The organism is Bradyrhizobium sp. C9 (assembly GCF_002532045.1).
Classification (GTDB): Bacteria; Pseudomonadota; Alphaproteobacteria; order Rhizobiales; family Xanthobacteraceae; genus Bradyrhizobium.
In genome coordinates, this window is record NZ_NWTG01000012.1 from 42,396 (window position 1) to 62,353 (window position 19,958).

Annotated in this window: 22 protein-coding genes and 1 pseudogene; 11 read left to right on the forward strand and 12 right to left on the reverse strand. The window is 64.8% G+C overall.

Going from position 1 to position 19,958, the window contains the following annotated elements; genetic code table 11:
* The first annotated feature begins 44 nt into the window (after positions 1-44).
* Both CO675_RS23040 and CO675_RS23045 read left to right on the forward strand, forming a co-directional pair.
* Positions 45-1,190 carry a hypothetical protein gene (locus CO675_RS23040; RefSeq protein ID WP_097674152.1) on the forward strand — a complete coding sequence of 382 codons (1,146 nt, stop codon included), beginning with the start codon at positions 45-47 and terminating at the stop codon, positions 1,188-1,190.
* A 65-nt stretch (positions 1,191-1,255) separates the two neighbouring features.
* Positions 1,256-2,008 (forward strand): alpha/beta fold hydrolase, encoded by a 753-nt coding sequence (locus CO675_RS23045; RefSeq protein ID WP_097674287.1) that lies wholly within the window; start codon positions 1,256-1,258, stop codon positions 2,006-2,008.
* Positions 2,009-2,023: 15 nt separating this feature from the next.
* Here the strand turns inward: CO675_RS23045 and CO675_RS23050 are convergent.
* Positions 2,024-3,406 (reverse strand): annotated as a pseudogene (locus CO675_RS23050) (hypothetical protein); the annotation flags it as partial.
* Positions 3,407-3,589: 183 nt separating this feature from the next.
* Between CO675_RS23050 and cysE the strand changes: the two are divergent.
* Together cysE and CO675_RS23060 are read left to right on the forward strand one after the other, a co-directional pair.
* Positions 3,590-4,417 (forward strand): serine O-acetyltransferase, encoded by an 828-nt coding sequence (gene cysE, locus CO675_RS23055; protein WP_097674153.1) that lies wholly within the window; start codon positions 3,590-3,592, stop codon positions 4,415-4,417.
* 138 nt (positions 4,418-4,555) lie between these two features.
* Positions 4,556-4,774: a DUF3126 family protein gene (locus CO675_RS23060; protein ID WP_050406403.1), complete on the forward strand. Its 219-nt coding sequence runs from the start codon at positions 4,556-4,558 to the stop codon at positions 4,772-4,774.
* 65 nt (positions 4,775-4,839) lie between these two features.
* Here CO675_RS23060 and CO675_RS23065 read toward each other — a convergent pair whose 3' ends face one another.
* The gene (locus CO675_RS23065; protein WP_198964708.1) at positions 4,840-5,550 is read right to left on the reverse strand and encodes a hypothetical protein; all 711 of its coding nucleotides are present in this window, start codon (positions 5,548-5,550) and stop codon (positions 4,840-4,842) included.
* Between the two features lie 219 nt (positions 5,551-5,769).
* Here CO675_RS23065 and CO675_RS23070 point away from each other — a divergent pair, with 219 nt between their 5' ends.
* Positions 5,770-6,099, forward strand: a complete 330-nt coding sequence (locus CO675_RS23070; RefSeq protein WP_092115175.1) for a DUF6949 family protein — start codon at positions 5,770-5,772, stop codon at positions 6,097-6,099.
* 197 nt (positions 6,100-6,296) lie between these two features.
* The gene (locus CO675_RS23075; RefSeq protein ID WP_092115174.1) at positions 6,297-6,827 is read left to right on the forward strand and encodes a gamma carbonic anhydrase family protein; all 531 of its coding nucleotides are present in this window, start codon (positions 6,297-6,299) and stop codon (positions 6,825-6,827) included.
* A 4-nt stretch (positions 6,828-6,831) separates the two neighbouring features.
* Here the strand turns inward: CO675_RS23075 and CO675_RS23080 are convergent, their stop codons facing one another.
* The gene (locus CO675_RS23080; protein WP_097674155.1) at positions 6,832-7,086 is read right to left on the reverse strand and encodes a hypothetical protein; all 255 of its coding nucleotides are present in this window, start codon (positions 7,084-7,086) and stop codon (positions 6,832-6,834) included.
* Between the two features lie 87 nt (positions 7,087-7,173).
* On the opposite strand from CO675_RS23080, the gene CO675_RS41510 reads away from it, so the two are divergent.
* The 3 genes from CO675_RS41510 (at position 7,174) to CO675_RS40645 (ending at position 8,492) form a co-directional block, all read left to right on the forward strand.
* Positions 7,174-7,485 carry a hypothetical protein gene (locus CO675_RS41510; protein WP_245452870.1) on the forward strand — a complete coding sequence of 104 codons (312 nt, stop codon included), beginning with the start codon at positions 7,174-7,176 and terminating at the stop codon, positions 7,483-7,485.
* A 155-nt stretch (positions 7,486-7,640) separates the two neighbouring features.
* Positions 7,641-8,141 carry a hypothetical protein gene (locus CO675_RS40640; RefSeq protein ID WP_158231294.1) on the forward strand — a complete coding sequence of 167 codons (501 nt, stop codon included), beginning with the start codon at positions 7,641-7,643 and terminating at the stop codon, positions 8,139-8,141.
* A gap of 201 nt (positions 8,142-8,342) precedes the next feature.
* Positions 8,343-8,492 (forward strand): hypothetical protein, encoded by a 150-nt coding sequence (locus CO675_RS40645; protein WP_158231295.1) that lies wholly within the window; start codon positions 8,343-8,345, stop codon positions 8,490-8,492.
* Between the two features lie 394 nt (positions 8,493-8,886).
* Here the strand turns inward: CO675_RS40645 and CO675_RS23095 are convergent, their stop codons facing one another.
* From CO675_RS23095 to CO675_RS23110, 4 genes are all read right to left on the reverse strand, one after another.
* Positions 8,887-9,378, reverse strand: a complete 492-nt coding sequence (locus tag CO675_RS23095) for a hypothetical protein (RefSeq protein ID WP_097674156.1) — start codon at positions 9,376-9,378, stop codon at positions 8,887-8,889.
* Between the two features lie 207 nt (positions 9,379-9,585).
* Entirely contained in the window at positions 9,586-10,125 is a 540-nt protein-coding gene (fabA, locus tag CO675_RS23100) for a bifunctional 3-hydroxydecanoyl-ACP dehydratase/trans-2-decenoyl-ACP isomerase (protein WP_502693398.1), read from the reverse strand.
* Between the two features lie 24 nt (positions 10,126-10,149).
* Positions 10,150-10,779: a TetR/AcrR family transcriptional regulator gene (locus CO675_RS23105; protein WP_097674157.1), complete on the reverse strand. Its 630-nt coding sequence runs from the start codon at positions 10,777-10,779 to the stop codon at positions 10,150-10,152.
* 223 nt (positions 10,780-11,002) lie between these two features.
* Positions 11,003-12,994 (reverse strand): acyltransferase family protein, encoded by a 1,992-nt coding sequence (locus tag CO675_RS23110; protein WP_097674158.1) that lies wholly within the window; start codon positions 12,992-12,994, stop codon positions 11,003-11,005.
* Between the two features lie 145 nt (positions 12,995-13,139).
* On the opposite strand from CO675_RS23110, the gene CO675_RS40085 reads away from it, so the two are divergent.
* Positions 13,140-13,352 carry a hypothetical protein gene (locus tag CO675_RS40085; protein ID WP_143279081.1) on the forward strand — a complete coding sequence of 71 codons (213 nt, stop codon included), beginning with the start codon at positions 13,140-13,142 and terminating at the stop codon, positions 13,350-13,352.
* Between the two features lie 31 nt (positions 13,353-13,383).
* On the opposite strand, the gene CO675_RS23115 is transcribed toward CO675_RS40085, so the two are convergent.
* The 5 genes from CO675_RS23115 to CO675_RS23135 all read right to left on the reverse strand — a co-directional run bounded on the left by CO675_RS23115 (position 13,384) and on the right by CO675_RS23135 (position 18,579).
* Positions 13,384-13,998, reverse strand: coding sequence for a transglutaminase-like cysteine peptidase (locus CO675_RS23115; RefSeq protein ID WP_097674159.1), 615 nt, complete (start codon positions 13,996-13,998; stop codon positions 13,384-13,386).
* Between the two features lie 333 nt (positions 13,999-14,331).
* On the reverse strand, positions 14,332-14,949 hold the full coding sequence (locus tag CO675_RS23120; RefSeq protein ID WP_028336124.1) for a PilZ domain-containing protein: 618 nt from the start codon (positions 14,947-14,949) through the stop codon (positions 14,332-14,334).
* Positions 14,950-15,102: 153 nt separating this feature from the next.
* On the reverse strand, positions 15,103-16,650 hold the full coding sequence (locus CO675_RS23125; RefSeq protein ID WP_097674160.1) for an FAD-dependent monooxygenase: 1,548 nt from the start codon (positions 16,648-16,650) through the stop codon (positions 15,103-15,105).
* 254 nt (positions 16,651-16,904) lie between these two features.
* Positions 16,905-17,858, reverse strand: coding sequence for an acyl-CoA desaturase (locus CO675_RS23130; protein ID WP_097674161.1), 954 nt, complete (start codon positions 17,856-17,858; stop codon positions 16,905-16,907).
* 193 nt (positions 17,859-18,051) lie between these two features.
* Entirely contained in the window at positions 18,052-18,579 is a 528-nt protein-coding gene (locus CO675_RS23135; RefSeq protein WP_097674162.1) for a hypothetical protein, read from the reverse strand.
* 223 nt (positions 18,580-18,802) lie between these two features.
* On the opposite strand from CO675_RS23135, the gene CO675_RS23140 reads away from it, so the two are divergent.
* Positions 18,803-19,954 carry a zinc-binding dehydrogenase gene (locus CO675_RS23140; RefSeq protein WP_097674163.1) on the forward strand — a complete coding sequence of 384 codons (1,152 nt, stop codon included), beginning with the start codon at positions 18,803-18,805 and terminating at the stop codon, positions 19,952-19,954.
* Positions 19,955-19,958 lie beyond the last annotated feature (4 nt).

A 19,958-nucleotide genomic window follows, 5' to 3' on the forward strand; every position in this document is an offset into this window, starting at 1 on the left:
AGACCAACTGGACAAGGCGAATTAAACTTGAGGTTTCCAGCGGAATGAACGGGATGCGCCTCAGTCTTGCGGTGGCCGGTTTGGCCGCGAGCGCTGCCGTGGGCGCGGCCATTTGGCCACACGCCCGGGACGCCGGCATGGTGCTGTCAGCGCGGAACGATCCGGCTGCGCTCGCCGACCTCAGGCTCAATTCCGTCCTGCGCAACAACCCGGCGTTGATATCGGACAATATCGAGGCCGCTCTCGCTTCCGGAGATGCCGATCTTGCGACCAGCTTCGTCGCGCTCGCAAGCGAGCAGAACATCGCGCTCAATGCTGAACTCACAAAGCGTGTCGACGACGCGCGCACCGAACAGTCGTCCACCACGCATTTCGCCAAGGGATTTGCCACCGGCCTCGTGACCGGCAATGCCGACGATGTCGCAAGCCTGTCCGGCACGGTCGCGGGCGATCTGTTCGTGTTCGGTGACGTCAGGGACGTCGTGCGCGAGGGCAAGCATCTCGTGATGGGCGAAGATACCGATCAGCTGGTGCTCGGCCTTGCGGCCGCCGGGCTCGCCGTGACTGCGGCCACCTATGTATCGGTCGGCGGCGCCGCGCCGCTACGCGCTGGATTGACGCTGGTCAAGGATACGCGCAAGGCCGGACGGCTGAGCGAGGGGATGATCGAATGGGCCGGGCGCTCGACCCGCGAGGTGGTCGATCAGCCGGCGCTCCGTGAGGCGGTCGCGTCCGGCTCGGTGCTGCGTCCGGCGGAAACTGCAACCGCGATCCGCGCGGCATTCCGCGCCGAGAAGGCCGGCGCGCTGGTGCGCGTCGCCAAGGACGTCGGGCGCATCGGCGAGGCGGCCGGCGTTCGTGCCGCGCGCGACACGTTGAAGGTCGCCGAGAACCCGCAGGAGATCGCGCGCGCGGCGCGCATCGCGGAGACGAAGGGCGGCCAGACCCGCGCGATCATCAAGCTGCTCGGCCGCGGCGCGCTGCTGCTGGCAGCCGGCACATTCAATCTCACCATGTGGCTGTTCGGCGCGCTGCTTGCGCTGTTCGGCTTCCTGTCGTCGATCAAGGCCACCACCGAGCGAGCCACGGCGTGGTGGCTCAGACGCAGCAAGGCGCTGCGCCTGAAGCGGCAGATGACCGCGCAGGCCGCGCTGGCTAGTATGCCCGCCCAAGGCTCAATTTCACGCTAGGCTTGCGGCCGCCGGTCGATCGCAAATCCCAAATCCTAAGTCCCAAGAAAAAGACGGAATCGAAGATGCCGAGTTTCCACCACGGCGATGTTGAGATTGCCTATATCGACGAAGGCGCGGGCGAGCCGATCGTGCTGGTGCACGGCTTTGCCTCGAGCAAGAACGTCAACTGGATCTATCCGACCTGGGTATCGGAGCTCGTCAAGGCCGGCCGGCGCGTGATCGCGCTCGACAATCGCGGCCACGGCGAATCCGCCAAGCTCTACGACGCCGCGCAATACGAGATCGCGATCATGGCAAGCGACGTGATCGCGCTGATGGATCATCTCGGAATCGCGCGCGCCGACATCATGGGCTATTCGCTGGGCTCGCGGATGACGGCGATCCTGGCGCGTGAAAATCCCGATCGGGTGCGTTCGGCGATCCTCGGCGGCATCGGCCTCGGACTGATCGAGGGCGGCGGTCCCGGCGAGGCCGTCGCGCTGGCGCTGGAGGCGCCGTCGCTCGACGATGTCACCGATCCGGTCGGCCGCACCTTCCGCGCGTTCGCCGACCAGACCCGCTCCGACCGCCGCGCGCTCGCCGCCTGCCTGCGTGGTTCGCGCCGCCTGATGACGCGCGAGGAAGCCGCCGGGATCCGCGTGCCGGTTCTGATCGCGGTCGGCAGCAACGACGAGATCGCGGGATCGGCGGCAGCGCTCGGCCGGATCATTCCGGGATCGCAGGTGCTCGACATTCCGAACCGCGACCACATGCGGGCGGTCGGTGACAAGGTCTACAAGACCGGCGTCATCGACTTCCTGTCGCGGCGAAAATAGCTCGTCCTCGGCATCGTCTCTGGCGAAGGCGCGCGCCGCCGCGATCAGCACCACGAAGGTCGCAACCCACACCATGCGCGCGCCGTAGCGGTCGTGCGGCCCCGAGATCACGCCGCAGACGGCCGCATTGCCGAGCAGAGCGAGCGTCACCGTGCCCGCCAGCAGCGTCAAATCGTCGAGCCGCCGCTGCCACAGTCCGCGGCCGAACAGGATCACGACCACGAGCATCGAAGCCAGCGCGACCGGCACGTGGATGCGGTTGATCGCAGTGAAGTCGAGGCGCCATCGTTGTTGCCGCGCGGCGCGCATCGGCGCGACCTGCTTGGGAATATAGCGCTCGATGATGCCGTAGGTGTGCGGGATCCAGCCCGAGGAGCCTTCTCCGGTCGCGACATCCATCAGCTGGTCGGCGGTTGCTTTCAGCGCCGCCTTGGCCTGCCATGTCGGATATTCGGCCAGCGAGCGCACCACGATGTGGCCCATCTCGTCATTCAGTCCCTGAAAGCGGCCAAGCGTGTTGAACATGCTGTGGCCCCACAGGAAGTCGTCGGCGGTCGGCGGCAACGCGTCGCGATAGGGGCAGAGCTTCAGGTTCTCCTTGGCGCAATGATCGCGCAGATATTGCGCGACGATGCCATCCTGCAGCATGCGGCCGAAGGCGACGCCATAGCCGCCGGGGGTCCAGGCAAGCTGTCCCGACAGTGCGAAGTTCGCCGCCAGCAGCATCACGGCGCCGGTGACGATGGTCAGGCTGCCCTGCACCAGCCCCGCGACCGGGACGCGGCGGCCGAGCCACGGACGCAGCATCCAGCCGACGCAGCACAGGCCAAGCAGCACCGCGAGCGTCGCGCTGTGTGTGGCCGCGGAGAACGCGACAAACCCGAACAGCACCGCCTTCTCCAGCGTCGAGATCCTGTCGCCGTGCAGGACGAGGACGTAGAGCGCGAGCACCGCAAGGCCGGCAAAGATGTCGGTCAGCAGCATGCTGGCGAGCCAGGGCAGGGCGGTGGTTGCGATCAGCGCGAGGCTGATCGCGATCAGCCGGAGCGGCCGGGCGAGCTCGAGCATGCGCAGGGTCAGTTGCAGGATCCACAGCGTCGCCAGGGTCTGGATGCCGAGGTTGAGCCAGAAGCCCGACGTCTCACCGGCATGCAGGTAGATGCCGTAAACCGTGGACCGGCTCGGCACCAGATAGCCCTCGTACCAGCGCGCCAGATAGCCGCCGGTATCCCATTGGAGCAGCGGATAGCCGTTCCAGAAGGCAGGCGCGAGCAGGAGGAGGGGAATGGCAATGGTGGCGATCCAGACCGACCGTGCATCGGCCAGGCGCCCACGTAACGTCCGGGTGTTGATGGTATTTCCCCCTTTTATTGGGGCCGACCATGCCCAAAACCACACTCGGGACGAAATCCGCCAATAGTTGCAGAAGCACGGCTTGATTTCGGCAAAATCCCGACCAACTCCCCTAGACGTCGGCCCGAGGGGCGTTCGGCTGGGGTTTACCGTACCGAGCCTTCCCGGGACGCGCTGGGTTCACCGTGCTATAACGCACATCAGAACAACCGAATTGCGAGAGCAGCGATGGCAGTTCATCAGGTCAATCCGCAGGGGAGCAAGCTGGCGGCACTCGATCCGATCTGGGATCGAATCCGCGGCGAGGCGGAAGACATCCTGCGGCGCGAGCCGGAGCTCGCATCCTTCATCTATGCGACCGTGCTGCATCATGAGCGCCTGGAAGATTCCGTGGTCCATCGCATTGCCGAGCGGCTCGACCACGCCGCGCTGTCGGGTGACCTGATCCGCCAGACCTTCGGCGAGGCATTGCGCGATGAGCCCGATATCGGCAACGCCTTCCGCGCCGATCTCGTCGCCGTCTATGACCGCGATCCGGCGACCTCGCGCTTCATCGATCCCTTGCTCTACTTCAAGGGCTTCCATGCGCTGCAGACCCATCGTCTCGCGCACTGGCTCTACCAGAAGGGCCGCAAGGATTTTGCCTTCTACCTGCAGAGCCGCTCGTCGGCGGTGTTCCAGACCGACATCAATCCGGCGGCCAGGATCGGCCGCGGCATCTTCCTCGATCACGCCACCGGATTCGTCTGCGGCGAGACCGCCGTCATCGACGACGATGTCTCGATCCTGCATGGCGTCACGCTCGGCGGCACCGGCAAGGAGAACGAGGATCGCCATCCGAAGATCCGCCACGGCGTGCTGATCGGCGCCGGCGCCAAGATCCTCGGCAATATCGAGATCGGTCATTGCGCGCGCATCGCGGCGGGCTCCGTCGTGGTCAAGCCCGTGCCGCACAACGTCACGGTCGCGGGCGTGCCGGCGAAAATCGTCGGCGAGGCCGGCTGTGCCGAGCCGTCGCGCACCATGGACCAGATGCTCAACGCGATCGGGCTTTGATTTCACTCGCTTTCTGATCGGCCACGCGCTTTTGCGTGTGCGCAATATCACGTCGCCAAAGCCTGAAAAGGCTCTGGCGATCTTTGCCGTCTCGTCCTAAAACTCCCCCGAAAATCATCGACCCGATTGGAGACGGCTGTGGACGTACAGGAAGTCAGGAAGCTCGACGCGTATCTCAAACGCGTGTTCAGCAATCCCAAGATCCGCGTGGTGCCGCGGCCCAAGAAGGACGACTCGGCCGAGGTCTATATCGGCGAGGAGTTCATCGGCGTGCTGTTCGTCGACGACGAGGACGATGATCGCTCGTTCCAGTTCCAGATGGCCATCCTGGAAGAAGATCTGGGCGAGCAGGGCTGAGCGGCCTTAAGGCCGTCATTGCGAGGAACCCGCGGAGCGGGCGTCGCTCCGGCGCAATGACGGCGTTACCCCTTCGCGCTGTGCATCTGCGCGGAGAGGCGGTTCATCGCGGTGCCGATGTCGCGCCATTGCGCCAGCCAGCTGCGCGGAAAACGGAAGGTCAGGTCGGCGCCTTCGATGCGCTGCTCACTCAGGCACATGCCGGGCGTCGACGTATCGCGCGTGCAACGCGCGATCAATTGCGGCTCGGTCGCGGTGAACAGGTCCTCGCCGCCATACGGCGTGCCGTCGCGGAATGCGCGTGCCGTCAAGCCGTCATCGGTATTCGCGCGCTCGTCGAGATAGCGCGGATAGATGGTGCGCAGCCGCATCTCCGGCGCGAGTGAATCGTGGTGTGCCGCGATCGATACGAAGATCCTGTCGATCGGTTGCACCTTGTCCTCGACCGTCTCGGCGCTGTAGTGCTTCGGCGCGGCAGGCGCCTCCAGCGACGGATAGAGGAAGCTCAGATCGACGCGCTCCTGCGGCCCGGAGTGGCGCTGGATCTTCATGCGCACCGCCATGGTCGGCACGTTGAACAGCGTGCCGCCGACGCTCACCGGCAGCCGCGACGGATCGCTGGGCGGGACGGTCGTGTAGGTCGGCCACAACAGATAGGCAACGAGGGCAATCGCACCGGCCGCGATGATCGCGGAGGCGATGATCGGAACGAGATGCGCGCGCGGATTGCGGCGGGTGTCGCGGGCGAGATGCTGGGCAGTCGAGAGTAGCGTCATGAGTGAGGCAAAGAGCAGGTCGGGAGTGGCCGAATCACCTGTCGAATATGCCACGTGACGCGGAATTTCCGTACGATTGCAATGGAATCCCGGAGCGAATGGTCATGCGCAAACGCCGCGCCGGGCGCCGCCGGTTAACCTTTCCTTAAGGATGATGTGGCGGCTGGCCGCCAATTCTGCGAAGCACGGTGAGTGGCCTGTTGCGTAGCGGAAGTCCCGATGTCGCCTGATACCTTGAATTCCCTGTTCTCGCTCTTCATTGGCTTCGCGCTCGCCGGCGCATTGGCCAGCGGTTATCAGGCGATGGCGGAGCGTCCGGCCGGCTTCGGCCTGCTGCAGGAGGGCGTAGCGCCGAGGACCTTCGCCGCGGTCCCGTTTCTCGTCTTCGCCGCACCGTTCATCATCATGCGCAACACGCTGCGCGGTGCGCGCATCGAGCGCCGCCGGTTCGAGTTCGTGATGATGGCAACCGTCATCTCCGGCTTCTGGAGCCTGATGTCGGGCACCTTCTTCGTGATGACGCTGCGTGCAGCCGGCGTGATCGGGTGATCCTCGCCGGATCCTGATCCGTGTCCGGATCGTGACTGCACTTGCTTGAAACCAAGTCGTCCGCTGTGCCAAGGTCTCCTTGATCAGAGCTTTGGTTCTGATTGAATCAGAACCGAAGCTCTGGATTTTCGTTTCGACGCGTTTTCTTCACGCGAACCGGTGTCCACTTCGCTCGAAAACGCTCCAGGGAGACCACTATGGCGATCTACGAACTCGACGGGCAGGGGCCCGATCTTCCCGCCGACGGCAGCTACTTCATCGCCGACAATGCGGTTGTGATCGGGAAGGTGCGCCTCAAATCCGCGGCGAGCGTCTGGTTCGGCGCCGTGCTGCGCGGCGACAACGAGTGGATCGAGATCGGCGAAGGCTCCAACGTCCAGGACAATTCGACCCTGCATGTCGATCCCGGCTTTCCCCTGACCATCGGCAACAACGTCACCATCGGCCACAACGCGATCGTGCACGGCTGCACGCTGGAGGACGGCGTGCTGATCGGGATGGGATCGATCGTGATGAACGGTGCGCGCATCAGGCGCGGCAGTGTCGTCGGCGCCGGCTCCGTCATCACCGAGGGCAAGGAGTTTCCGGAAAATTCCCTGATCATCGGCGCGCCCGCGCGCGTGGTGCGCACGCTGGACGCCGCGCAGGCGGAGGCGTTGTCGCGGCCGGCGAAGTCCTACGCGATCAGGGGCCCGCAGTACAAAGCCGGATTGAAGAAGATCGGTTGAAACCTCAGCGCTTGCGGCCCTGGTTGCGTGCGCCCTTCGCTGTCGCGGGGGCTTGCTTGGCCGCCTCCCGCGGTCCCGCTGCGTCGTGAAGTCGTGCGCTCTTGCGCAGCGCATCCTTCAGGTCGATCGGAATACCGTGCTTCTTGAGGAGGTCGGCGAAGGCCTCGTCCGCGAGCTCCTGTAACGTCGCCATCCGGTCGCGCCCAAGCTGCTTCAGCTTGTCGGCAGTATCGTCGTCAAACTCGATCAGCTTGCGCAAATTGCATTGCTCCCAAACTGTATTGCCCCAACGCCTGTGGGAACCGGCGTTTTGCGGACCCGTTGATGTCCGCAAGGGAGAATTGCCATGCGCAAATTATCCGTCACCGCCGCAGTCGCGACAATCGCCATTCTGCTGGCGCCCACGGTTACCGTCGCCCAAGGCATAGGGAGCGGTACTGGGAGCGGCAGCCCCTCGTCAGCCATCCCGACATCACCGCAAGTCGCGTCACCGCCGTCTGGCACCAACAGCGCCGGCACGGCGCAATCCACCGGCCGACTGAATACCGGTGAGGGCGTCACCACCGGCTCGGCGTCGAGCGAAAGCTTCGACAAGGCGATCGCCGACGAGAACAGGACGGTCGACCGCCGGGTCAACGGCATCTGCCGCGGCTGCTGACGTTTGACGGCCGCGCCTTGATGAACGCGGGTCGCGCAGAAGTGAGCGTGACATGAGCGCGCGGTCGAAGCTGCGGTCCTACATTGAGTTAGCATGCGCGGGACGCGGCGGAGGAGGCTTGAAAAGAAGAGCCTTGGAAAGAGGAGTAACGGGTGATGTTGCGTAAAACGATGATTGCCTTGCTGGCGACGGCCACAGTCGGCCTGTTCACGGTCGATGCCGCGTCGGCTCGAGGTGGTTTCGGTGGCGGCGGCTTTCACGGCGGTGGTGGCTTCCACGGTGGTGGCGGCTTTGGCGGCTTCCGCGGTGGCGGCGGCGCTTTCCGCGCCATGGGCGCTGGCGGTGGCTTCCGGTCGGCTGCGATCGGCGGCGGTTGGCACGGCGGCGGCTGGCATGGCGGAGGCTGGCACGGCGGTGGCTGGCACCGGCGTGGCTGGGGCTATCCGTTCGCGGCCGCCGCGATCGGCTTCGGCCTCGGCTACGGTGCCTACGACTACTATGACGGCTACTACGGCAACCCGTACTACGCCGGTTACGGCTACGACGACGGGTATGGCTACGGCTATGGTTACGGTGACGGCGGCTGTTACGTCGTGCGCCGTCGCATGCTGACGCCGTATGGCTGGCAGGTCCGGCCCGTGCAGGTTTGCAACTGAGGCATCTGCTGACGCATGGCCGGTCCATTGGATCGCCATGCTGATGGTGTTGGAATCATCGCTGCGGCCTCGGTGTCTTGATGCCGGGGCCGTCGCGCATTGGTACGCCGCTTGCAGCGGATTGCAGTAGTCCGCGCGTGAACGCGTCGCGAAAGCAAATGGTCCGGCTACGATTGAGCCGGGCCTCAGAGGATATCAGAGATGCTGACCATTCCTGATCTGACATTGCTGTTCATGGTTGTTGTTTCGGGCCTCGCCATCGCATTCGTCTACATGCTCCACGAGCTCGAGCCGAAGCTTGCACGGCTGCGGCAGCGGGGCGAGCGCGTCCTGCGCGACCGCATCAGGTAGGCGGCAACGCGGATTGCTGCGGCTTCAGCCGCAGCAGCGCGCGCGCAGAGCTGTCAGCTCGCCACGCCGCGTTCTTGGGATGGGCAGTTGCAGAGGTCGGGATTGACGGCCGCCAAAAAAACAAGGCCGTCGACGTAGTATACCGTCAACGACCTTGCCAGCCCCGGATATTGAAATCGGCTCACGCCATCCGGTGATTAAGGATGACTCGGATTCGAAGTCGGATATGTGAACCAGTTCACAAAGTCCGGATTAATTCACGGTAACGGGCACTCATGCGAGGCTGCAGCTGGCAGGCCTGGAGCCGGAAGTTCCACCTTAGGTCCTGATGTTGTTCGGGATTTGGCGCTTTTTGATGGCCGGGCCGGCCTTTGCCGCTCGGCCGCCATGGTCGTCAACCGCGCGATCCGCGGCGTTTCCGGTTGGCGCTCCGGGCGGCCTTCGAGCGCTTGCGCGGCTCGGGCTCGGCGGCCGGCTCATTGGCCTGCGCGCTCGCGAGCGACTGGCGAAGGCCCTCGACCTGTTCGGTCAGTGCGGCGACCTGGTCGGAGAGCTTCTTGGCGTCGGCCTGCTGCGCGGCGAACTGCTTGCGCATAGCCAGCAGTTGGTCCTGTACTTCCTGTAACTGGTCGATGGATTCCTGCTGGGTCGCCTCCATGCCCTTGGTCTTTTCCACCAGGGCCTCGGAGACCTGTGCGGTCCGCGCCTGCAACTGCCGGGCGGCGACCATCCGGTCGGTTTCCGGCACGTTGCCGCTGAAGCTGCGCCACAGCGCGATCGAGCCGATCCCGAACAGCACGAGCACCAGCGCCACGGCGCCGATCGCAATCGGCTGCACGCCGATCAGGCTGCTGGCTTGTGCATTCCGGGGGGCAAGTTCGACCATGCGACCAGAACCGGACATCAATTGAAAGGTTCCGAATAGCACAACCGCGGCGCGGGCAAAACCCGCCGATTCGGGCAAGGCGGCACCCGGTCTGTAAAATTCGCCGCAAATTCCAAGGCTTCCGCCCCAAGAGGCTTCCGCCCCAAGAGGCTTCTGCCCCAAAAAGGGCTTCTGCCCCCGAAGCTGGATGGTCCAACGCGCCGCGCCTCAGCTCGTCGGCGCGATCAGGCCGACCCTCATGTCCTTTGCCAGATAGACGCAAGCGCCGTCGGCCAGCACACGGCCGTCGGCGATGCCCAGCACCAGCCGGCCGCGCCGGACTTGGCGCATGTCGACCTCGTAGCGCACCAGCCTGACGTCCGGCGTGATGTGGCCCCTGAACTTGACCTCGCCGACCCCGAGGGCGCGGCCCTTGCCCGGCGAGCCCGACCAGCCGAGCCAGAAGCCGATGATCTGCCACATCGCATCAAGACCGAGACAGCCGGGCATCACGGGGTCGCCGGCAAAGTGGCAGGCGAAGAACCAATGGCTAGGTGCAACGTCCAGTTCGGCGGCGATGCGGCCCTTGCCGAAGGCGCCGCCGTCGATCCCGATGTCGGTGATGCGATCCATCATCAGCATCGGTGGTGCCGGCAGCTGCGCATTGCCGGGGCCGAAATAGCCGCCCGCGCTCGAGCGCAGCAGATCCGGCTTGCTGTAAGACGATTGCGGCGTGTGAAAATCATGCGGGTTGAACAAGATGGCCACCGATCTTGGGGTTATAGTGGAACGTTAGACGCGGCTGCGCCGGGGGGCTTTTGGCTTCGCCGGCGGGGACTTGGCGGTCAGGCGCAGCGCCGCGGCCATGAAGGCCCAGATGTCGCCGGTCAGCCTTGCCGGATCCGGCCGCCGGTCGGCGGTGAGCGCGCCGATCAGCGCTTGGCGGATGCCGCCGATCATCAGCGCAATGGTGAGGTGAGGGTCGAGGTCGCCGGGCACGATCCCGTCGCGCTGCGCAGCCTCGACCATGCGCGCCCCAGCTGCCAGCTGCCTTGTGGTGAAGGCGGTCTCGACATCAAGCACCTCGGGCGCCCGGCTCAGCGGTCCGATCACCAGCGGCGCAAACGGGTGCTCATAGTGAAAGGCGACATAGGCGCCGATCCGCGCCTTCTCCCGGTCCGCCCAGCTCCTGGCGGACAGCTTGGCGCCGCCGAATGCCGCCTCATCCAGCCGCTCATAGAAGTCTTCGACGACGGCGGCTATCAGGCCGGCCTTCGATCCGAAGTGGTGATAGGCGAGCCCGACCGAGACCTGCGCCCGCCGCGCGACCGCCTGCATCTCGAGGTGGCCGAGCCCCTCGATCAGTTCCTCTTGGGCCGCCGAGAGCAGCCGCTCGCGTGTGCCGAGGCTCGTCGCGCCCATCGTTGGTCCGTCGTTGAATTGAATTCAATTCAATCGGGCGGATGCCAGGATGTCAAGCCTGGGGCGCCGGATCGCCGCGCAGACGCTCGCCGCTCAAACGCTTCAGTGACAGCCGCCGGAACGGGTAGCAATTAAGTTCGCGCGCTGGCGCGTGATCCGCCGGCCGTCGCGATGTCTCGTTGGCCGGGCCCGCGTGCCGATCCGGCGCCGCGAGCTTTTTCGCTTAGCGCTCGGCGTGCGCGCCAGCGTTTAGGGCCGAGCTGAGCGCAGCCTCAAAGAGGTGTTCGTATTGCTGCGCGTTGACGTTCGAGATGTGAGCCGTGTCCCGGAAGTTTGCTTGACCTGATCGAACCAGGTAGCACGAACTGTCGTCGCAGACTTCCGTTTGCGGGTCGATCGGGATCAGCCACGGATTGCCGTTACGGGGGGAGAGTACGGTCCGGTCGATCTGCTGGCGCAGATCGCGCATCGTCAGGATCGGGTCGGCCGCGACCCTCCACTCGGTGATGGCCTTTCCTGCCCTGATCTGGCTTTCGATCCACTTCTGCGGCACGTCGAAGCCGATATTGAGCAGCGGCATCACCATAATGACGGTCTTGCCGCTTGAGAGCAGCGTGTCGACCAGTGGCGCGATCTCGGTGGCGCTGCTCCAGTTGCCGGCGAGAACGATGATGCTCGGCTCGGCGCGGTCGCCCAGATATTGCAGCGTCTCGGTGTTGAACTGGCGGCACGGCTGGCTGTCGGCGGCATTGCGATCGGGATCGTCGGCAAAGGGTCGGCAGGCGCTCTGTGTCGCAATAAGACCGGTGAGGCCGAGCCGGGTTACGGCCGTTGTCATCGGCTCAAGATACTGGTTTGCAAAGGAATCGCCCCACAGCATGACGGTAGCTTGATCGGCGTTGCCGGTGCCGAAGGTGCAATACCTCTCGCTTGCGGCCTTCATCGAGTTGGGATTGCGGAAACATTCATCGCGTGGCGTGTCGGTCTTGCGGGCCATCTCGGCGGGCAGCAGATAAGCCGGCAGCCGCCCCGGGTAGCCGGTCGTCACCAATGAGCCGACCGTAAAGGCAACGAAGCACGCTGCCGCGGCGCCTGTACAGGCCAACAGCCGCTGCGGCGTCCAGACGTCGCGCCGCAAACGGAACGGCTGTTCAACCAAGGCGTAGGAGACGGCGCCGACCGCGATCGAAGCCGCGGCCATCGCAGCTTTCGAGATGGCGCCGACCTCATAGCCGCGCGCCGTGAGCCATCCGCCGGCCAGAACCCAAATCGGCCAGTGCCAGAGGTAGATCGAGTAAGACCAGTCACCGATGCGTTGCACGACCGGCGAGCGAATGAGTCTCGAGGTCGTGAATCCGCCCGCGACGACAAGGGCCGCGCCGATGATGGGCAGGATGGTCCAGGCGCCCGGCCAACGGGCTTCGGGCAGCGGATAGGCGACGCAGAACGCCGACAGGATCCAGCCGATTGCGGCGGCTGTGGTGCTGGAGGCCGTGGAACGGGGCGGGCGAGCGTTCGCCCGGCGCCAGACTTCGGCGACCGCGATCATACCGCCGGCCAACGGCTCCCATGCCCGCCCGCGGAGCGAGAAGAACGCCGAACCCATCGCATCGTGCTGGTTTTGCCAAAGGCACCAGGTCAAGGACGCAACGGCGACGGCAAATAGCGCGGCCATTGTCGCAGCTGGAGCCTTCGATCTCGCCGATCGCGACCACACGAAGCGCACCAAAAGCGGCATCCAGATGTAGAACTGCCACTCCACCGCGAGCGACCAGGTGTGCAGAAGCGGCTTGGTCTGCGCGGCCATCGCGAAATAGCCGTTGTCGTTGTCGAAAGCGAAGTTCGACAGAAAGAAGAGCGCGTAGCAGGCTTGGCGGATGTGGCGGAAGTATTCGCCCGGCAGGGTCATGAACCATCCGACCGCCGCGGTAGTTGCGACAACCACGAGAAGTGCCGGATAGATGCGTCGGAGCCGCATCAGGGCGAAGTCGCCATAGGAGAAGCGGTCCTTGGCGAGATCGGCGATCACCTTGCCGGTCATCAGGTAGCCGGTGATGACGAAGAACGCGTCGACGCCCACAAAGCCGCCGGCAAAGCCTGGAACCCTCAAATGATAGCCAAGGACGGCCAGCACTGCGAGCGCGCGCAAGGCATTGATGTCGCCGCGAAACCCGGCGCGCTCAGTTGGCGCCCCGCCCTGTATTGCAAAGTTCAAATCGCCAACCCCTAAAAAACCTGCGGAAGCTGGCTCAACCCGGGTCTGAAATCAACCGGAAGACGCCCCATCGCTTGGTTGCGCACAGCCCAAACAGTCCGAATTCCCGACGCTTATGGGCTCCAGTTCAACGAAAGGACGATCCGTGTCGCGCTTTGCGATCGGCATCGCGGCGCTCATCGCCATCTCGCAGGTGCTGCCTGCCGCCGCGCGCGATACCGACGGCCGTTACGCCAACGCACCGCTGAAGTCCTGGTTCTCAGGGAATTCATGTCCCTTGAAAAAAGTTGCGGCCAGCCTTTGGGGGAAGGCTGGCCGCGCGCGAACCGGTCTGGGACGGGGAGGGGTGGGGATGTGACCGGGTCGCGAACTCGATTCCTCGTTGCCGCTCAGCGCGAGCTTGCGGTTGAAACTGCGGGGCGGTTGTCGCCGAGCGAGACCCACACATTGGGATCGCTTTGCGATTGCCGCTTGACGAAGCGGTAGCCGGTCTCCGTCCAGGCGACGATGCTCTCGTTCTGATTGTCGAGCACGAATTCGCCCTTGTCGGTCTTCACCGTCAGCACCGCGTGGCCTTCGCCCTTCTTGTCGCGCACCACCGTGATCAACAGCGCCTCACGCGGCCAGCCGGCATCCATCAGCATCTTGCGCTTCAGGAGCACGTAGTCCTCGCAGTCGCCGTAACCGTCGGTCGGCAACGACCATTTCTCGATCACGCCCCAATGATCCATGTCGGTCATCGGCTTGATGGTCTCGTTGACCCACTTGTTGACCCGCACGAGGTCGCGCCAGGCGGTCTGCGACAACACGATGTCGCGTGGTTGCGTCTTGCCGCCGCGGCACTCGGCGGGATTGTCGGCGCAGAATTCGACCCAGCCGATCGGCGAACGCGCAACGTCACCGAGGCTGGCGTAGACCACGTCGCCGGCCTTGGCCGACACGCACGTCGCAAACAGAATGGCGGCAACCGCCAAACCTTTCCCCTCTCCCCTGAACCCAAACATCGTGGCCCCCGTTCTTCTTGTTGGGACCACGTTTCGCATAAAGCTTTTGCGCCGCCGCTAAGTACGCAAAGTAGATTTGACGCGAATACTGGTAAAAGCTGCGGCTAATTCGATCTTTACTTGAATCGAATTCGCGTAAAATTTGAAACAACTGTAATTGATTCAAATTTTATGCATTAACGCGGCTGGCGTTGCGCCAGCGCGGTTTGTTGCGTCAAAAGCTCCAGTCGTTAACCGCCGATTTCACTGCGCCAAACGCGCCGAAGGCGGCCACCGGTGCACCGGAGGCCGCCTTCGCGGGCTGAAAACGGGGGTCTTGAGCGGTTTTTCGCTTTACCTCGCGGTAACGCTCTCTTCGAGCGTTTCCGCGGACTGTTCGTGGACGAACTCGAGCGCGAAGCCTTCCTCGAGATTTCGCACCACGCGGGCCTGCACCCGGCCGAGCATCACCAGCGACTTCAGCGGCGGGCGGTTCTCGGCGGCAATCGCGGCACCGGACAGGGAAAGGTCGATGATGCGGCAGGTCATCCGCGTGCCGTCTTCCTGGGTGAGCAGCGCGATCGGGTTGCGCGGCACGATACGGTCGTGGCGGCGATCCTCGGGCAGATTGAGGATGTCGCGGTTGGCGAGCCAGGTGAGCTGGGCGGCGAGCTTGTCGCGCTTGCGCGCGGTGGCGCCGATCGTCATCGCAAAGCCGTTGTCGATGATGCGGGTGATGCGGCCCTCGACCCGGCCGATATGATCCAGATAGGCGATCACGCGGTCGCCGACATTGCCGATGCCGGGCGCCAGCAGCGCGAGGCCGCCCGGGGACATGTTGATAATCTGGCAGGGAAACTCGCGCCGGTCAGGCAGCATGTAGCGGCCGAGCAGGTGCACCTTGACGCGCTGGAAGCGGCGCCGCTCCTCGGCTACGGGGACGACGGTAGTTTTCTTTTGTGCAAACGACATCACAACAAACCTGGCCACCGTCCATTCGGAGCCCCGACGACGGTAAGGCTGATAGGGTTAACAGGGCGTTACGGTTGAGGCGTGGAACTCGTGCACGGCGCAAGAGAGATGCAAGAGAGACAAGCGAAGTTCAGATGCGCCGTACCCCGGGCGTCAGGCCCGTGCAGATGCCGCGTCAGGTTCTCCGAACCATCGCGCTGCGGCTTGGATAGTCTGCTCCAGATCCGGTTCGATGTCTGTGGCCCAAGCCACAAACCCATCAGGACGCACCAGCACCGCGTTCAAGCCCAGCCGATCGCTGGCGTCGCTTGCGAGATAGCTGATCCGCCCGCGCCAGCGATCAGCCAGCGTGCGCAGGGGCGAGCGCGGCGCGAAGTCGAGCAGCAGGCCGCGCCCATCTCCGAGCAGTTCGCCGAGCCGCGTCCCACAGGCGAGCTCGAAGTCGGGCGCGCTGCGGCCCACCAGCGGGTGGAAGCCGCCAAGATCGTAGCGCAGCGAAACGCCCCACACGCGCTCGGCAAAATATGTCGCGCCGTCTGATGTCGCGATCAGATCGCGGATGACGGCTTCGAGCGCGCGCGAACTCCGGCTCGGCCGCATCAGCGCGACCTGGGCGCGCGACCAGTCGAGAATCCGTGCGCCCACCGGATGCCGTTCGCTGCAATAGCTGTCGAGCAGATCCACCTGCGCGTCGCCCCGGATTGTGGCCGCGAGCTTCCAGCCGAGATTCATCGCATCGCCAAGCCCGAGGTTGAGCCCTTGGCCGCCGAGCGGAGAATGGATGTGCGCGGCATCGCCGGCGAGCAGCACGCGTCCGTTCCGGTACGCCGTCGCCTGACAGGCGCGATCCGTCCAGGTGGTGACAAGCTGCAGCGCCGTCACCGTGACGTCGGTGCCGGAGACGCGGCGCAGCACCGCCTGCACATGCTCGCGCGTGATCTCTTGGGTGCGGTGGAAAGCGCCGCCGTCGAAATCGACCATCGCGATGGTGCCGGGACGCGCATATGTGTACATGCCCGTCGGCGTGTAGTGGCGGCCGGGGCGGAGCTTGTCCGGATCGGCGAGCTCGACCTCGACCGAATAGCCGGTGAACTCGGGATCGGTGCCGACAAACTCAAAGCCGCCGGCCTTGCGCACGATGCTGCGGCCGCCGTCACAACCGACCAGCCAGTGCCCGTGGACCGTCTCGCCGCCGGTGTGAACGGTGACGCCGTCATCCGATTGATCGAACGCCTCGACGCCAGCGCCGCGCCTGATCTCGACGCCCAGCGCGATTGCGCGCGCGGCGAGCGCAGCTTCAAGCTGCTCCATGTCGACCGCCATGCTGGTACCGGCCGGACCCGGCAGGCGATACGGCCATTTCGACGCGTCGATATCGTCGTGAAAGAACTGGATGCCGGCAAAATGCCCGGCCGGGCGGCGCGGCTGCTGCATCCAATGCGCGCCGTTCGACGCGTCATCCTTCGCACGCTGCAGCGCTGCGATGTCGTCGAGCATCCCGCGACGATAGAGGGCCTCGATGGTGGGGGCCGAAAGGCCGCGCATGCCGAACGGCAGCCGCTTCAACGGAGAGCGCGGGTCGGCGGCCTGCTCCAGCACCAGCACCGAGCGCCCGGCGAGCCGCAGCTCGCAGGCAAGCAGCAGGCCGACGGGGCCTGCACCGGCAATCACGACATCATGGGGAAGGGGGTGGTGTTGCATGAACTACTCCTCTGTCGGTGTTCGACCGGAGCGGTTCGTCGGGTTGAGAACCACACGGACGAACAATGGACGCTTCGATCGCGTCCGGTGTTCGTCGTGGGGATCTCATGCACGCGGCAGGAGATCAGAGCTTTCGTTCTCGAAAGGACTTCGATTTCGAAGGACTTGGGCTTACCAAACCAAGTCTGCCTTTTCCGACAGGGGCGATATAGCGGCATCGCGACAGCTCCGCAATGGCGGTCTGTGCGTGCCGGTTATGGGAACAACGCACGGCCGCGACGCGCGACTGCGTCGGCATTATCGGGACCGCCGACGCGGCGCGAGCCCGGGCGCGGCGCAAGATTGTCCGGCGTCTTGATGTTGCTCGCGAGGCCGGCAGCCTCGAACGCCTTGATCAGCCACCAGCCGAGATCGATCTGACCCGGCAACAGCCCGAGCTTGGCGGAGCCGGGATAGGCGTGGTGATTGTTGTGCCAGCTCTCGCCCATGCTGATCAGCCCGGCGACGCCGATATTGTAGCCCTGGGCTGCAACGCCTTCGATGACCCAGGTCTGTCCGCCCTTGCGGTGTGAGTAGTGACCGATCAACCAGTGCCCGGTGACGCAGACGGCGACCCGGACGCAGATGCCCCAGACCAGCCAACTCCACGAGCCGATGGCAAAAAACAGGATCGCCCAGGGCAATTGCTGCCACATCCAGCTTCGCTCGACGAAGGCATAGAAGCGGTCATCGGCGAGCCGCGGTTCGAGGCGGAAGATCGGCGGGCGCTTCAGCACGAGGGTGCAGTGCAGCTGCCACCATGCATCGCGCCAGAAGCCGGCGGCGTGGCGGGAGTAGGGGTGGCACGCCGCCTGGCGTTGCGCCCAGTCGCGGAAATCGTGCAGCCGCACCATGCCGTAGGGGCCGGCCATCCCGACCAGCGTGCCGAGATAGACGCAGAAGCGCTCGAGCCACAGCGGGCAGTCGAAACTCGCATGGATCAGGCGGCGATGCATGCCGACCGAATGGCCGAAGCACAGCGTGATCGCGCTTGTTGCGATGAACAGCGCGAATGCGCTCCAGGAGAACAGCAGCGGCCCGAACACGATCGCAACCGCAGTCATGCCGCCGAGCCACAGCGACTTCGCCGGCGCCCAACGCACGCGCCCGTCCAGCGGGTCGGTGCTGTCGTCCGCGAAGATGCGTTCGGACCCGGGTTGCAGCGTCATTCCATTGCCTGAAGTTGCGCGCCGCAAATTGGGATGGCGCGGCCCTTGCTGTCAATCCGCCGCGCAGATCCGTCATGTCGCAGCCGATCGGGCACGACCTGATGTCGTTCGTGATCTCGGACAAGGTCGAGGGCTTGGCGCCCGACGGCACCGCGATGAAGTGACGATCTCCGTGCGGACGCGGCGCGGCGGGCTACTCCGCTTCGGCCTCCGTGGCCGGTTCGGCCGTCGCCGCCGGTGGTTCAACTGTCACGGCCTTGAGCACCTTGCGCTTCGCCGCGCGGATCTCGAGCTGCAATGGCGGCTGATAGGACCCGGCCGGCGGCTCGAACATGAAGGCGTGGTGGCCGTCGCCCTTGTTGAGCTTGAGAAGATCCTTGCGGAACTGATCGGCGACGACTTCGGCGACATGGTCGCCGTTGAAATAGATATCGATCGTGACCCGCTTGTCGGGATGCTGCTCGTACAACGCCCAGCCGGCGATCCTGTTCTCGCTGAAAACGTCGACATGGCCGGTGACCTCGCCTGAAAGGCTCTCGATGCCGGCTTCGATCACCTCAAGGTCGCTCTTGTAGATCGACCGCGTCACATCGAAGCTGAAATGCGCGGTATCGACGCATTGGTCGAGCAGGTTCTGCCGATGCTCTTTCATTCGTTGCAGTGTGTCCAGCTCGCCCAGCTTGACGTACATGCCGACGATACCTTCGATCCCAGGATTCATGGTGTCGCTCCCCGCAATGCTACGATCCTGTTTGCCCTCAGTAGCGTTCACAAATCGATGCTTCCTTGCGGAAAAATACTCCCGTCAAGACTTGGAGCGCCTCGTCCCGCCAAGACCGGTCTCGAAGACCTACATGACAGGCGTTCATGACATCTCGATCGTCCTGACCTAAAGTCGGTGCGGCCGGACCCGGCCCAATGACAAGGACAGGGAGAGCGAACCGATGGAGCAGATCCGCGTATGCACGCATGACGGACCTGGAGCCAAGCCTGTAATCCGGACGGTGCCATGGCCGGAAGTCGGCAAAAAGGCGGCCTTGATCAAGGTCGGCGCCTGCGGCGTTTGCGGAACCGATCTGCACATCCTGAAAGGACACTGGCCGAAGCCGCTGCCATGGCCGTTCACGCTCGGCCACGAGCTCGGCGGCGTGATCGTCCAATGCGGCGAGGCGTTCACCGAAGACTTCATGAGCAAGCCGCTGCAGGTCGGATCGAAGGTGATGATCCCGCCCTTGATGCCGTGCGGCCGCTGCTATTACTGCATCCATTATCCCGAGAGCGCCAACAAGTGCCTGACGCCGGTGTATTACGGCCGCTATCTCGGCTTCGACAAGGCGCCGCACATGTGGGGCGGCTGGGCCGAATATGTCTATGTCGATCTCGACATGCTGCCCGGCACCAAGATCTACAAATTGCCTGACGACATGTCGCTGCGGCTCGGCGCGCTCTCGGAGCCGTTGACCTCCTGCATTCGCGCCTTCAACCGCGCCGCCCGCGCTGGCGGCTTCAGCTGGGGTGACACGGTGGTGATCCAGGGCTCCGGGCCGATCGGCATCCTCGCGGTCGCGGCCGCGCAGGAGATGGGAGCAGGGCGCGTGATCTGCGTCGGCGCGCCGGAGGTGCCGCGGCTGGCGCTGGCGCGCAAGTTCGGCGCCGAGGCGACCGTCGATATCGAGCAGCTCAAGACGCCGGAGCAGCGCATCAAGGCGGTGCGCGACATCGTCGGCGGCTTCGGTGCCGACCTCGTGATGGATTGCTCGGGCCATCCGACCGCCGGCCCCGAGGGCATCGAGATGCTGCGCGACGGCGGCACCTATGTCGAGATGGGGCAGTTCACCGACGCCGGCTCGATCGATACGTCGTGGCACCGCATCTGCACCAAGGACCTCAACGTGCTCGGCTCCTGGGGCTTCACCGGCAACGATTTGCCGCTCGGCGTCGACATGCTCTACCGCACGCGCAACAAATATCCCTGGCTCGACATGCAGACGATCTATCCGTTTACCGAGGACGGCGTCGCGCAGGCGGTCGCGGACGCGATGGCGATGAAGACGGTGAAGTCGACCATCGTGCCGTGGCCGGAGCTGGTCGGGTGATGCA